Source organism: Escherichia sp. F1, from assembly GCF_046764225.1.
In the GTDB taxonomy this organism is placed as follows: Bacteria; Pseudomonadota; Gammaproteobacteria; order Enterobacterales; family Enterobacteriaceae; genus Escherichia; species Escherichia coli.
Genome location: NZ_CP177202.1, coordinates 201,886 through 216,356, shown reverse-complemented (window position 1 = coordinate 216,356; position 14,471 = coordinate 201,886). Strand labels below are relative to the sequence as shown.

Here is a 14,471-nt window from a genome sequence, read left to right as displayed (position 1 = left end):
GAGAGGCGCTATCTGAAAACTTACCAGTCGGCGTAAGGTATCAGCGGCTGCGGCGGTAAATCCATGTCACCCTGCCATCCGGCGGCGGAATAACGTACGTAGAGCAGGAAATGGCTGGGTGCGTAATCTTTCGCCTGCTGGATATCAATTGCCGTGCCGACAAACCAGTTGGAAGTAACACGTCGTTCAAGTAATGCCCGCGCCGTATAGCCGAAGCCCTGACTGCTGCCGCCATCGTTGGATTGCCGCGCAGCTTCTTCCTGCCAGTCGGTCGGGATCAGATTCATCAGCGGATAACGCGGCATGGTTTTGGTGCGTGAATGCGACCACGAGCCAGACGCCCCCAGCTCCCACGACCAGTTTTCCGTGCGCTCCCGCCACATCACCGGTATGGCAAACGACAGGTATTCCTGCGGGCTGTAGTAACCGCCCTGACCGAGTGAGTAGCCACTCAGGTCTTTGTCGTAATGCCAGATCATATTGTTAAGACCAATGGTCACACGGCGATTATTCTGGTTGATGATCTTATAGTAATAGCCCGTCATCCAGCGCACGCGCCAGTTATCTTCGACATTTTTACCGGTTAACTGGTCACCGCTAAGCGATGCCCAGACGCCGTTTGCTTCACCTTTATCGTAGCTCAGGCTTAGCCCCACGCCGTCGGCACGCACGCCGCCCCATTTTTTCCCGGTATTGCTCGGAGAGTCTTTTTGCCCACCAAAGGCCAGCAAAGAACTGGAGATGGGCCGACGATGGGCGTTAACGGTGTAACCCAGCGGCCCGATATCATCGCTGTAACTGATGCCGCCGACCACATCCACCACGTTGAAGCCCATCGGCGTGGTGCCGATATCCCAGCTCCAGACGTCATTTCGCCAACCGACCGCCACGCTGGCACCGGAATCCGACTGGCTGCGGTTGCCGCTACAGTCCTGTAATGTACAGGTGCCCCAGTTGTCATCCCATTTGCCATCGGCATTAGTGGAGAAACTGCCGACGTTCATATTGACGAAATCACTACGAAAGAACATCCGCCCGTCAGAATACGGCGCATCCACCTGCAACATGGTAGTGTGCGCTTTCAGATCGGAGTAACCACCGGTGCCGCTCGACCCCCAGTAATCGTGCTCGAGGGTGACGTTAAGATCCTGCTGGCGATAGAGGTCCGCTGCATCGCTGCGCACGCCGCGTTTCAGCCAGTCATCTTTCTCGTCGTTACGGGTCAGCCGGGTAAAGGTGTCGTTATCCTGCGGACGCGTCGTGGTCACACCGGATGCGACCATCGCGTCTTTGTAGGTTTCCAGCGCCTGCTTTGGATCGCCCGCCTGCGCTTCAAACTTCGCACCGTCGCGCAGCACCATCGCACTTTCCATCGACGGCGGCTGAGATTTTGCCAGCGGGATCAACTGATTAAATGTCTGCTGCGCCGCTGCGGTATCGCCAAGCTGCGCCTGTGCCAGCGCCACGCGCCGCTGAGTGTTCAGCGAGGCGTTATTGGTGGCAGGCAGCTTCGCCAGCTGGCTACGTGCCGCCGCTTTGTCACCGGCAGCAATATCCACTTCCGTCAGACCAAGAATGGCATCGGCGTTAGTTGGCTCCCGCGTCAGGACATTCTGATATGCAGCGCGAGCGGCGGTGTAATCACGTCGTTGTTGCGCCCAGTCAGCCAGCGTGAGGTCTATGCGCGTGGAAGGTGGTTGCTGGCGCAGCATCGCTTCCGCTTCAGCTTCTTTGCCGCTTTCTCGCAGGCGATTAGCGGTTTCCAGTACCTGATCGCTTTGCAGTCGATTAACCAGCTCCTGAATATTGCTGCTCCACTGCGCGCGCGGCAGGCTGTTGATATGCGCCAGCGCCGCTCTGTCCTGGTCATGACCAGAGAGATACAGCCCATAAGCGTAAACCTGCTCCGGGTCGTTCGGCTTCTGCTGCGCCAGATTACGCATTAACGTATCGGCCTGGCTGCGTTGTCCGGCCTGCCAGAGATCCTGTGAAAGTCGGTAAGTAATCCATACACTGCCGGGGTCCAGCGCCAGTCGTTGCCGCTGAAGTGCTGCCGCCTGCACCCATTTGCCCTGCTTTTCCAGTGCCTCTGCCTGCTGTGCCAGACGGTCGTTTTGCAGGCTGCGTTCGATATCATCAATGCTGCGCCGCTGACTGGCAGAGAGCGAGGCGATAAACGCTTCAGCTTTTTCTGGTGATTGCTGGCGGTATATATTCGCCAGCCCGCGCACGGCGTTAGTGTTGCCGCTGTCCATACGCAAGGTCTGCTGGTAATAGCGTTCGGCGGCGGGATAATCTTTGCGCGCCATCGCCACATCGCCCAGCCCAAGCACTGCATAGCTGTCGGTGTTATCGACATTACGTGCCTGCTGGAACAGCCGTTCTGCCCGGTCAGGATTATTGGCTTTCAGCGCAGCATCGCCCTGCTGGATCGCCAGCCAGTAGCGGTTTACTTTCAGGAGACTGTTCCATTTGTCGTTGTTGCTGCTGTGCGGATCCAGGGCGAGGGCTTTTTCCAGATTCGCCACCGCATTGGCGCGATCGCCTTTCTGAGAATACGCCTGGCCCAGCGCCCCCAGAGCCTCACTGTCTTTCGGGTTCGCCCGCACTGCCTGTTGTAGTTCGGGAATGGCTTTACCCGCCATACCAGAGTCCACCGCCGCTAAACCTTGCGCACGAGCGCGGAAAGCAGGGTCGGCCAGCTGTTTTTGCTGTTCTGCCAGTTGCGATTGCGCCGCAGCTACGCTATCGCCATCACTAAAGATCGAGAGATATTTTTTCAGCGCCGACACACTGGCATCGCTGACGGGCATGTCTTTAATCTGCCCGTACCAGATTTTAGAGGCCCCTTCGCGCCCGGCGTTTGATTTCGCCATCTGTTCCAGGACGGCAAAACCTTCGTCACGGCGATCGCTACTAAACAGCAATAGCGCCAGATTGTTTTGCAGGCCCGTATTGCCCGGCGTATCCGCATTAATGCGTTTTAGCTGATTAATCGCTTCGCCACGGCGAGCCGGAATTTTCGCCACCGTACTCCAGTACTCGACGGCAATGTCACCTTCCGGCGGCGCACCGTTGAACAGTTTGTTGTAACTCGCCACAGCTTCTTCTGCATGACCAGTAGTCGCCTGCAATCTTGCCTGTTGCAGTGCCTGACGACCATCCGGCGTGGAAAGCAACATTGTGGTCCGCGACGATTTATACGCATTTGAACTCGGCGCTAACTGCGACAGCCGATCGAGCTGTTTTTGCGCGCCATCAATATCGCCCTGACGTAACAGAGAACGGAAACGGGCGGCAACGACGTCCGGGTTATTCGGATCAATAAGTTCCAGCCGATACAACGACTGTTGCACCAGGTCTTCACGATGGGTCGCTTCGCCTAACCGAACTTGCTCCAGCAACTGTTGCTGAGCGGTTGGTGCTGCCTCGACCATCGGCATGACGGCCAGACCGAGGGAAAGCGTGAATATGTTTAGTGTGAATTTGCGCATTCCTGGCCCCAGTCAGGTAATAACTCACCTTTTGTCGAGAAGCGGAAACGGTGTTGATCCCAGCCTTGTCCAAACAGGGTCAGCACATAGTTGTAATAGGCATCGCTGCCGGGAAAGTTATCGGCCACGCGCTGGCGCTGAACGGCCTGCGCATCGCGGTTTTGTAAAAAGGGCAGCATGGCGGCAGAAAAACCGACCGGTCCTTTACCCTGCGCTTTCCCCGTAGCCACATCCACTTTTTCTGGCGGATAGCCGTTTTTCTCAGTGAATGTCGCCATCGGTTTAAACCGGTTGAGCATCCGCGCTTTTTGCGGATCGCTGTCAGGCATCATGCCTACCCACATGTAAACGCGGATAGCGTCGTAGCTGCTGATCAATGTTTTTTCGGCTTTTAGCTGCCAGCCTTTGTCTTTCTCATAGCGCACCCAGTCTGGCGAAAAGCCTTTCGGGGCGGTTTCCAGCAATAAACGTTGATTGGTTTCGCGCAGCGTGGTCCACGGCGCGCCAAAGCGGGTGAAATACTGCGCCAGCGTCGGCGGCAGGTAGCTGGGGTTAAAACGCCAGCTGTTATCCTCAGCAAATCCCACTTTGCCTGGCAACAACATGGAACCCAGTCCAGGCACCGTCACCACTTCCTCCCGCGCAATACGTTTTAACAATGCGCTGCCGATGTCGGTATAACGCTGCTCTTTCCACAAACGCCCCGCCTCCAGCAACGACCAGGCCATCCAGACATCACCATCGGAGGCCGAATTGCTGTCCAGCACTTCCCACTTACTGTTCTCTTTCTTGCCCCACAGCCATGCGGGCAAACGTTCTTTTAAAGAACCCTGAGCGAGATTGTTCTGCGTCCAGTCGAGAATATTATCGAAAGCTGCACGGTCGTTAGCCGCCAGGGCAAAGAACATGCCGTAACTTTGCCCTTCGGAAGTGGTGATTTTACGCGCGTCACTTGGGTCAATGACGCGCCCTTCCTGACTGATGTAATCCTTTTTGAACTGCTCCCAGGCAGGCCAGTTGCAGGCTGCCTGAACACTAAAGGCAGCCAGCAGCAGCATCGTCACGAGTCCACTACGCAACACATTCATCTTCAATTACTCGTTATCCGGGTTAAGACGACGACGGCTGATAATACGCAGCAGACGCCACAGTACCCAGGCCAGCAGCACGACGCTGATTGCCGCCAGCACCGCCAGCAGAATCGGATGGTTTGCCAGGGCATACCATAAGCGTTCGAACCACGGCAGATGGCCAACGTAATAGACGTCGCCAACACGCAGGCTATTGATACCGGACTCGCGGATCACCGCGACCGAACCGAACATGGTGGCGCGTTTGCCGCTATCGTTCACCGCATCGTTAAGCATTTCATAACCGCGTGGGCTATCTGCCAGCAGCGCAATCACGCTACGCTGGTCGTTATACGGCGACTGGAAGCCAATCACCGCCGCCATCGCACCGGAAGAGGTCAGCGTTGATTGAGTTTCTGCCGCGCGATCGCTCTCATCCGGTACAATGCCGGGGAACGGGGTCTGGCGCATCGGCGTTTTCACCCAGCTTTCGGTCGCCTGCACCAACAGGTCGATCTGCTTATCGTCTTTCAGTTTGTCCGGGATACCACCGACGATCATGATGTCGGCATCTTTGCCCTGAATGGTGCTGCCATCATCGGTCACCGTCAGGTTAATCGCCGGGAAGCCCGTCTGCGCACCGATAAAGCCAACGGTATTCAGCAAGGTTTCCATCTGTGCTTCGTTAGGCGCTTTCGGCATCACGGTGATGGTTTGTGACAGATCCGCCATCCGGCTGAACGGGAAGCCCGCGTTAGCAAAGGCGCGTAGATCCGGCATCGGGATGAAGTGGTAATACTTCGAGAAGTCGATGGTGGAATCGTCACCAATCACCACATGATTCTGCACCGGCTGGAAGGTAATGCAGTTATCCACCGAACCGCCCGGCATCGGGTTCATATACTCAAAGTCGAAGCGCAGCTGGTTGGTCGCGCCCAGTTTCAGCGCCGGAATAGAGACATCCGTTTTGCCATCCAGCAAACCTTGTAATACCGGAATCCGCAGCAGCAGGCGGTTCGCCTCCTGTTTACTGCTCAGGTTGAAGGATTGCAGGAACTGGTTATTCAGGCTGATATCCATCTGCGAACTGTCTTTCACCGGCGGCATGGTGTAGCGATAGTTGATATCCATATCAATGCCGGTACTGCGCATCAGGTAGAGATCTGGCGGCAGGTTTAGCGAAACATTAATCGCTGCTGGCTCAAGACCGCTGGATTGCAACTGTTCTTCATAGGTTTTCAGTTCACCAAAGGTGACCGGACGATCGGTACGCACCCAGTTCGGCGCATCGTACGGCTTACGCGGTAGCAGCGGTTTCACTTCATTCACTACCACGCTTTCACCACGGAACAGGATGTTACCCTGAGCGATACCTTTCGCTGCCTGCAACAGGTCTTTGTCGTCACGACCAAACACCACCAGCAGTTTGACGTAAGGATTCTGCGGATGGTTGATCATCTCAATCACCGGGGCTTTTACCGCCGGATGATCGCGCAGGAAATCCGGGCGTTTGTCATTGGTGGCAAAAACGATGGCATTGCGATCCGGCAATTGGTTATAGAGCACCGGGAAGTTCTGCCCACGCCAGCCAGAACGCGAACCAAACCACGAGGCGACAATGGCAGATGCTTGTTGCAGCCCGACATCCGGCGCACCCGCAAAGACCATCGGCAAGGTGTTAGTACGGTTATCACGCGGGTCAAAGAATGGTACCGGGAAGTGTGACAGGTCATTCTTCACATTCAGGGTCTGATAGGTCAAATCCAGTCCACTGCTCCGCCCAACATCCAGCCAAAGCGTGGTGCTGGCCGGGTTTTCGCACACGTCCTGATAATGACCGACAAACTCCAGCCGCACACGGTTGAAGTCGGTAATAAACAGTGGGTTAATGGGCATTTGTGCCAGCGTTTTTTTACCCAACTGTTCTTTGGTCACTGGCAGCACGCCCATCAGTTCATCATTGAGATAAACCTTTAACTGCGACTGGACAGGCAGTAACGATGGCGATGGCGTGTATTCGAGGTTGAGCATCGCCTTCGTCACCACTTCATCGCTGCGCATACCAAACTCAATGCTGCCGTTCGGGTTAATGCCACGTAGCACCATGCTGCCCGGCGGCGGCGCAATTTGCGCAAAGGTCAGCTTCACATCACGCGAAGGACCGTTCTGCGCCACGATGGGGGCATCAGCGCCCTGCACGCCCGGCATCACTTGCCCAACCTGCGGATTTTGTTCCGTCTGGGCGGCTACAGCTGGCTCAGCATTGATCAGTGGTTGCGTTGCTGGCGTCGCCTGCGTCATGAAAGAGGGGAACGCACTCATCCCCATAGCCACTGCACAAATCCAGAATAGTTTTCTTTTCATCGCGTTATCATCATTGTTGAGCCAAAGCCTGATCCGATGGTTGTGCCGTTTCGCTCCGCTCCGGGCGGCGCGGAATAAACGATACAACCCAGGAAACCAGAGAAGTCAGCACACGGAATATGCCCTTCACCGAAGAAGGCGCAAACTCCGCCAGATGGCGGTAGCCACGGAAGCCGAGCTTCAGAATATCCAGCAGACTTTCCAGCGGCTTATCTTCCGGATAGCTGTCCTGCCAGAGCGCCCATGTATCCGCACGGGCAAACGTACACTGCACAAAATCGATATGTTGCTGGGTGGTGAGCGGCATTAATTTCAACCCAACTTCATTACCCATCACGCGCGCCACCTGGGTCGGGAAGACGTATTCCTGCTGACCGCGTTTAAGCAACAGATTCACTTTCTGCCCTTCCAGAATCTGCGCCTGACCGTTGATCTTGATCCCCAAACCACCATCGGAGAAATCCTGAACGGTACACGAGAAGAGGTGACCATCTTCGCGGGCAATTGCCGCGGGCATCGTCATCTCCACGCGGTGCGATCGGCGCACCTGTTTGCTTTCTACCGATACCGCAACTGCGCCGCCAAGAACAATCAGGTTGTAGAATACCCACACCATACTGACGACCACGGTGAGCATCTCGGTTGGCGGGCCATAGAAGTAGCGCCAGATGCCTACCGCAACGCCCACCAGGTTGAGCAGAACAAGGAAGATGTAGGGCCGCGAGATCACCCAGTCGACGTACTCTTCTTCCACCAGTCCACCTTTGGCGGTGACGTTAAATTTGCCTTTGTGCGGGTTAATCAGCGCCACCAGCGTCGGTGGTGCGATATACCACGCCAGCACCGTTTCGTAGATTTCACTCCAGAAAGAGTGGCGATATTTGCCCTGGATCTTCGAGTTGGTCAGGCTGGCATGAATCATATGCGGCAGCACGAACAGGGCGATCATCAACGCTGGCGCATAGATGATGTAGGCATGAAGCAGCAGGAACGCCAGCGGCGCAGTCAGGAAGATCAGCCGTGGAATGCCCGACAAGAAGTGGAACATGGCGTTGACGTAACATAGCCGCTGAGCAAACTTCAGCCCTTTACCGGTGAGCGGGTTATCGAGACGGAAGATTTGCACCATCCCGCGCGCCCAGCGAATACGCTGACCGATATGCGCCGACAGACTTTCGGTCGCCAGCCCCGCCGCCTGCGGAATACGCATATACGCGGAGGTATAGCCACGACGGTGCAAACGCAGAGAAGTATGCGCATCTTCAGTCACAGTTTCGACAGCAATGCCGCCAATTTCATCCAGCGGCTTACGGCGAATCACCGCACAGGAACCGCAGAAGAAAGTGGCGTCCCACATATCGTTGCCATCCTGCACCAGACCATAGAACAGCGTGCCTTCGTTAGGTGTTTTACGGAAACGTCCCAGGTTGCGTTCAAACGGGTCCGGTGAGAAGAAGTGGTGCGGCGTCTGCATCATCGCCAGCTGTTTTTCTTTCAGGAACCAGCCCATGGTCATTTGCAGGAACGATCGCGTTGGTACGTGGTCGCAGTCGAAAATCGACACGAACTCGCCTTTGGCATATTTCAGCGCATTGTTGATGTTGCCCGCTTTCGCATGTTCATGAGTGGTGCGGGCGATATATTTCACCCCCACGTTTTGCGCAAACTGGCGAAACTCTTCCCTGCCGCCGTCATCGAGGATCCAGATGTTCAGTTTGTCTTTCGGCCAGTCGATACCCAGCGAGGCGTAAATGGTATTTTTCACCACGTTGAGATCTTCGTTGTAAGTCGGGACAAAGATATCCACCGACGGCCACAGCGACATATCTTTCGGCAATGGCATCGGCTGACGATTCAGCGGCCATACCACCTGGAAGTAGCCGAGCACGAGCACAATCCACGCGTACGTTTCAGCGAAGAGCAGAATAAGCCCGCACACCAGGCTGACCGGATCGTCCCAGTTCAGCGTAGAGGTATAGCGCCACCAGATATAACGGCAAGAAACGGTCAGCGACAGCACAATCAACATTAGCGCCGAGAAGCGCCCCGGCATCCGCCGTACGATCAGTGCTACACCCCACAGCAGCATCAGGAAGATAAACTGCGCCAGCGGGTTAAACGGCTGAGTAACGCAGATTAACGCCAGAATCAGCGAGAAGGTGACGATGATACCGAGGATCAACCGCCGCGCCCCGGCACTCAAATGGCCGAGCTCTTTTTTCTCATCAAGATGCTGTGTTTTATGGCTAACGCGCTCAGGCAGCTCGTTCATCCATTGATGGTAACGTCCACGAATATTCTGCAGACCTGAAAATGCCCGCCTGCGCGGTTTCGGCGTTTCTTTGCGCGATGCACCGATCAGTAACCAGCATGTTTGAATGAGATAACGGACCGGGTCCAGCGGACGCGGACGCGAGGCGTTGATATGCGGATACAGGTTTTTATGTTCTGCGCGAATACGCTGCCAGCGCGGGTGCTCCAGCGGAATAAAAATCCAGGCCAGGATCAACCAAAAACAGCCGAGCGTCGCGCTGAAAGCCGACGCGCCGTGACGACGATAATCGCGATAACGCCCGATAAGCCGCGCGTTGACCGGCGGGATAAGCAACCACCGGGTCAGGATACTCATGATGCACTCCCGACTGGCGTTTTCAGCCCGGAATAGTTCAACAGGCACCAGTTCGCCAGCGTCAGTATCTCTTCAGCCGCCAGCGCATCACTGCGATATTCACCGACTGGTTGCTTAGCCGCCAGGCATTCAGCCATCGCTTCATCACGATGAATGAGCATCGGCAGTAATCGGCGCTGGCTTTGCAACCAAAGCTGGTAAATATCGTCCTGAACTTGACTGCCGATACGGAAGTCATTAATCAAAATATGCGCGCCATCCGGCAGCGCTTGCTGATGCAGTCGGATATGGCAGTTGGCATCCACATTGACGATTGACAGCGAGTGATCGCACAAACTCAGCAGCTGGTGGGTTATCTGCGAGGAATCACGCGGTAAGTCGATTAAAATCCAATGGTAACGCCCGCTGGCTTTTAGTTGCTGTAAGCCGGAGCAAATATCGCTCAGCCGGGTTTGCCAGTGCTGTGGATTTTCTTGTTCTTCAATGGATAACTGACCAAAAGGCAGCAAATCGAGTTGCGAGGTATAGCGCAACCCAGCGTCACGCCAGTCCTGGCCATCCAGCATAGCTCTGGCCCAGCCCTGACGGTGGGTAAAATCAACGTTAAATGACAGGCGCAACAAGTTGTCCGGGCAGGCATCGACCACCAGGACATTTTCTCCCAACATTTGTAATGACCAGGCTAATGCGGCGGTGATGGTTGTTGTCCCCACGCCTCCCCGCACCCCCTGCAATCCCAGTACGGCCATTCACCAATCCCCTACTTTTGTTGCGCAAACTCTGCCAGCAACGGCCAGCGTTTTAATGCCGCGGCCAACTGTTCGCGTTGGGAAATATCGGCATAATCAATATCAGGCAGTGAAAATGCCTGCTTTAACGCCAAAATATCATTCTGGAAGATATAGCCTATCGCGGGATCAGGCAGAGTATCTGGTTCATTGTTATTCATTTGCTTGATCCCTATGAAATAACCGTACCGTTCATGAGACAATTCTAACCGTGAGCATTTCGCCGGTTTATTGTTTACGGCGAGACGGGAATTTGCTCACTTTTTGACTTTCCGTTACGCAACAAAAAAAGTTAAAAACGAAAAGACTAAAATCACACGTCTTGTGACCTGCTAAATTGATTCACATGCTAAATCTGATAAGTTTTAATTTCAATGGTAGGTTTATTTCTTAGCTTTCGCTAGTAAACTGATAATCAGACAAAATGATGACATGAGGGACATTGTGGACCCTGTATTCTCTATCGGTATCTCATCATTATGGGATGAGCTGCGACATATGCCAGCAGGCGGCGTCTGGTGGTTTAACGTCGATCGCCATGAAGATGCTATCAGTCTGGCGAATCAAACAATTGCATCCCAGGCTGAAACCGCACACGTCGCGGTCATTAGCATGGACAGCGATCCGGCGAAAATCTTTCAATTAGATGATTCTCAAGGGCCGGAAAAAATAAAATTATTTTCAATGCTAAATCATGAAAAAGGTCTATACTATTTGGCCCGTGATTTGCAGTGTTCTATTGATCCCCATAATTACCTTTTTATTCTTGTTTGCGCAAATAACGCATGGCAAAACATTCCTGCCGAGCGGCTTCGCTCATGGTTGGATAAAATGAATAAATGGAGCAGGTTAAACCATTGTTCGCTTTTGGTAATTAATCCCGGAAATAATAACGATAAACAATTTTCATTGTTGCTTGAGGAATACCGTTCACTTTTTGGTCTTGCCAGTTTGCGTTTTCAGGGCGACCAACATTTGCTGGATATTGCCTTCTGGTGCAACGAAAAAGGGGTCAGCGCCCGTCAGCAGCTTAGCGTTCAGCAACAAAAGGGTATCTGGACCTTAGTTCAAAGCGAAGAGGCGGAGATCCAACCACGCAGCGACGAAAAACGCATTCTGAGTAATGTTGCTGTACTGGAAGGTGCGCCGCCGCTATCAGAACACTGGCAACTGTTCAACAATAACGAAGTCCTGTTCAATGAAGCCCGTACCGCTCAGGCGGCGACGGTGGTCTTTTCTTTACAACAAAATGCGCAAATCGAGCCACTGGCCCGCAGCATTCATACTCTGCGTCGCCAGCGCGGTAGTGCGATGAAAATCCTCGTACGGGAAAATACCGCAAGCCTGCGCGCCACCGATGAACGTTTGTTATTGGCCTGCGGTGCAAATATGGTTATCCCATGGAATGCCCCACTCTCCCGCTGTCTGACGATGATCGAAAGCGTGCAAGGGCAGAAGTTTAGTCGCTATGTGCCGGAAGATATCACTACCTTGCTGTCAATGACCCAGCCGCTCAAACTGCGTGGTTTCCAGAAGTGGGATGTGTTCTGTAATGCCGTCAACAACATGATGAATAACCCCCTCTTGCCTGCCCACGGTAAAGGCGTTCTGGTTGCCCTACGTCCGGTACCGGGTATCCGCGTTGAGCAAGCCCTGACGCTGTGTCGCCCTAACCGCACCGGCGATATCATGACTATTGGCGGTAATCGGCTGGTGCTGTTTCTCTCATTCTGTCGGATTAACGATCTGGATACCGCGTTGAACCATATTTTCCCATTGCCGACTGGCGACATTTTCTCAAACCGTATGGTCTGGTTTGAAGATGATCAAATCAGTGCCGAGCTGGTGCAGATGCGCCTGCTTGCCCCAGAACAATGGGGCATGCCGCTGCCTTTAACGCAAAATTCTAAACCGGTCATTAATGCCGAGCACGATGGTCGCCACTGGCGACGAATACCAGAACCAATGCGACTGTTAGATGATGCTGTGGAGCGCTCATCATGATGACCATCAGCGATATCATTGAAATTATTGTCGTTTGCGCACTGATATTTTTCCCGCTGGGCTATCTGGCGCGGCACTCTTTGCGACGCATTCGCGACACCTTACGTTTGTTCTTTGCTAAACCTCGTTATGTTAAACCGGCCGGGACGTTACGCCGCACGGAAAAAGCCAGGGCAACCAAAAAATGACTCAATTTACGCAAAATACCGCCATGCCTTCTTCCCTCTGGCAATACTGGCGCGGCCTTTCCGGCTGGAACTTCTATTTTCTGGTTAAGTTCGGCCTGTTGTGGGCGGGATATCTTAACTTCCATCCGCTCCTCAATCTGGTGTTTGCCGCGTTTCTGCTGATGCCCATTCCGCGCTACAGCCTGCATCGCTTACGCCACTGGATTGCCCTGCCGATCGGCTTTGCTTTGTTCTGGCATGACACCTGGTTGCCTGGCCCGGAAAGCATAATGAGCCAGGGTTCGCAGGTGGCGGGGTTCAGTACCGATTATTTAATCGACCTTGTCACACGCTTTATTAACTGGCAGATGATTGGGGCCATTTTTGTTTTATTAGTGGCCTGGTTATTCCTGTCACAATGGATTCGCATTACCGTTTTTGTGGTTGCCATTCTGCTATGGCTGAACGTACTTACCCTGGCGGGACCAAGTTTCTCCTTGTGGCCAGCCGGTCAACCGACGACCACTGTAACAACGACGGGTGGTAACGCAGCGGCAACCGTTGCGGCGACGGGTGGCGCACCGGTAGTGGGTGATATGCCCGCACAAACAGCACCGCCAACAACGGCGAACCTTAACGCCTGGCTGAATAATTTCTATAACGCAGAGGCGAAACGTAAATCGATCTTCCCATCTTCGCTGCCCGCTGATGCTCAGCCATTTGAACTACTGGTGATTAATATCTGTTCGCTTTCCTGGTCGGATATAGAAGCCGCCGGGTTGATGTCGCATCCGCTGTGGTCGCATTTCGATATTGAGTTCAAGAACTTTAACTCCGCCACCTCCTACAGTGGCCCGGCAGCGATCCGTTTACTGCGCGCCAGCTGCGGGCAGACTTCGCACACTAATCTGTATCAACCGGCAAATAATGACTGCTATCTGTTTGATAACCTGTCGAAACTGGGCTTTACCCAGCACCTGATGATGGGACATAACGGCCAGTTCGGCGGTTTTTTGAAAGAAGTTCGCGAAAATGGCGGCATGCAGACCGAATTGATGGATCAAACAAATCTGCCGGTTATTTTGCTGGGCTTTGATGGTTCGCCGGTTTATGACGATACCGCCGTGCTTAACCGCTGGCTGGACGTTACCGAAAAAGATAAAAACAGCCGTAGTGCCACGTTCTACAACACGCTTCCACTGCATGACGGCAACCATTATCCGGGCGTCAGCAAAACAGCGGATTACAAAGCGCGGGCGCAGAAATTCTTTGATGAACTGGACGCCTTCTTTACAGAACTGGAGAAATCGGGTCGTAAAGTGATGGTGGTCGTGGTGCCGGAACACGGTGGCGCGCTGAAGGGCGACAGAATGCAGGTATCTGGCCTACGTGATATCCCTAGCCCGTCTATCACAGACGTCCCCGTTGGGGTGAAATTCTTCGGCATGAAGGCACCACATCAGGGGGCACCGATTGTCATCGACCAACCGAGCAGCTTCCTGGCTATCTCCGATCTGGTGGTTCGCGTTCTTGATGGCAAGATTTTCTCCGAAGACAATGTTGACTGGAAAAAACTCACCAGTGGGTTACCACAAACAGCACCGGTCTCCGAGAACTCAAATGCAGTAGTTATTCAATACCAGGATAAACCGTACGTTCGCCTGAACGGCGGCGACTGGGTGCCTTACCCGCAGTAAGCACGAAAAAGGCCGCAGAGTTTCACCCCTGCGGCCTGGTCCGGGCGCAAATTGCCATTACGGCAGCCTGGCACCCGCATGACACGTTACTTCCGCTTGTTCAGCCAGTTCACGATCATACTGGCAAGAATGCCAGCAATGACCGGAGCCGCTAAATCATGCCAGAAGGCCATGCCCAGTTCTGCGAGCGTCATATAGCCGCCTGAGTTGTAATGACAACGTTTCGCGGCTATTCTTGTATTGTTTGGATGCAAGAAT

At 53.9% G+C, this 14,471-nt stretch carries 10 protein-coding genes; 3 read left to right on the top strand and 7 right to left on the bottom strand.

Annotation, left to right across the window (positions count from 1 at the left end; all coding sequences use genetic code 11):
- Positions 1 to 20: 20 nt before the first annotated feature.
- Genes bcsC through bcsR form a run of 6 tightly spaced genes read right to left on the bottom strand, consistent with a single transcriptional unit; the run spans position 21 to position 10,506 of the window.
- On the bottom strand, positions 21 to 3,494 hold the full coding sequence (bcsC, locus tag ACK8NJ_RS00940; RefSeq protein WP_328180649.1) for a cellulose synthase complex outer membrane protein BcsC: 3,474 nt from the start codon (positions 3,492 to 3,494) through the stop codon (positions 21 to 23).
- The gene (gene bcsZ / locus ACK8NJ_RS00935; protein ID WP_001330682.1) at positions 3,476 to 4,582 is read right to left on the bottom strand and encodes a cellulose synthase complex periplasmic endoglucanase BcsZ; all 1,107 of its coding nucleotides are present in this window, start codon (positions 4,580 to 4,582) and stop codon (positions 3,476 to 3,478) included. The genes bcsC and bcsZ overlap by 19 nt, the downstream gene beginning before the upstream one ends.
- 6 nt (positions 4,583 to 4,588) lie before the next feature.
- Positions 4,589 to 6,928, bottom strand: a complete 2,340-nt coding sequence (bcsB, locus tag ACK8NJ_RS00930; RefSeq protein WP_411962047.1) for a cellulose biosynthesis cyclic di-GMP-binding regulatory protein BcsB — start codon at positions 6,926 to 6,928, stop codon at positions 4,589 to 4,591.
- 10 nt (positions 6,929 to 6,938) lie between these two features.
- Positions 6,939 to 9,557: a UDP-forming cellulose synthase catalytic subunit gene (gene bcsA, locus ACK8NJ_RS00925; protein WP_042096803.1), complete on the bottom strand. Its 2,619-nt coding sequence runs from the start codon at positions 9,555 to 9,557 to the stop codon at positions 6,939 to 6,941.
- Positions 9,554 to 10,306: a cellulose biosynthesis protein BcsQ gene (gene bcsQ, locus ACK8NJ_RS00920; RefSeq protein WP_411962046.1), complete on the bottom strand. Its 753-nt coding sequence runs from the start codon at positions 10,304 to 10,306 to the stop codon at positions 9,554 to 9,556. The genes bcsA and bcsQ overlap by 4 nt, the downstream gene beginning before the upstream one ends.
- An 11-nt stretch (positions 10,307 to 10,317) precedes the next feature.
- Positions 10,318 to 10,506 carry a cellulose biosynthesis protein BcsR gene (gene bcsR / locus ACK8NJ_RS00915; protein WP_001063314.1) on the bottom strand — a complete coding sequence of 63 codons (189 nt, stop codon included), beginning with the start codon at positions 10,504 to 10,506 and terminating at the stop codon, positions 10,318 to 10,320.
- Positions 10,507 to 10,777: 271 nt separating this feature from the next.
- Here bcsR and bcsE point away from each other — a divergent pair, with 271 nt between their 5' ends.
- Genes bcsE through bcsG form a run of 3 tightly spaced genes read left to right on the top strand, consistent with a single transcriptional unit; the run spans position 10,778 to position 14,213 of the window.
- Complete coding sequence (gene bcsE, locus ACK8NJ_RS00910; RefSeq protein WP_001204912.1) at positions 10,778 to 12,349, top strand: cellulose biosynthesis c-di-GMP-binding protein BcsE; 1,572 nt, start codon at positions 10,778 to 10,780, stop codon at positions 12,347 to 12,349.
- Positions 12,346 to 12,537: a cellulose biosynthesis protein BcsF gene (bcsF, locus tag ACK8NJ_RS00905; RefSeq protein WP_000988308.1), complete on the top strand. Its 192-nt coding sequence runs from the start codon at positions 12,346 to 12,348 to the stop codon at positions 12,535 to 12,537. The genes bcsE and bcsF overlap by 4 nt, the downstream gene beginning before the upstream one ends.
- The gene (bcsG, locus tag ACK8NJ_RS00900; protein WP_000191581.1) at positions 12,534 to 14,213 is read left to right on the top strand and encodes a cellulose biosynthesis protein BcsG; all 1,680 of its coding nucleotides are present in this window, start codon (positions 12,534 to 12,536) and stop codon (positions 14,211 to 14,213) included. Before bcsF ends, bcsG begins: the two co-directional genes overlap by 4 nt.
- Before the next feature lie 86 nt (positions 14,214 to 14,299).
- Here bcsG and ACK8NJ_RS00895 read toward each other — a convergent pair whose 3' ends face one another.
- The gene (locus tag ACK8NJ_RS00895) at positions 14,300 to 14,407 is read right to left on the bottom strand and encodes a type I toxin-antitoxin system toxin Ldr family protein (RefSeq protein WP_001295224.1); all 108 of its coding nucleotides are present in this window, start codon (positions 14,405 to 14,407) and stop codon (positions 14,300 to 14,302) included.
- Positions 14,408 to 14,471: the final 64 nt, after the last annotated feature.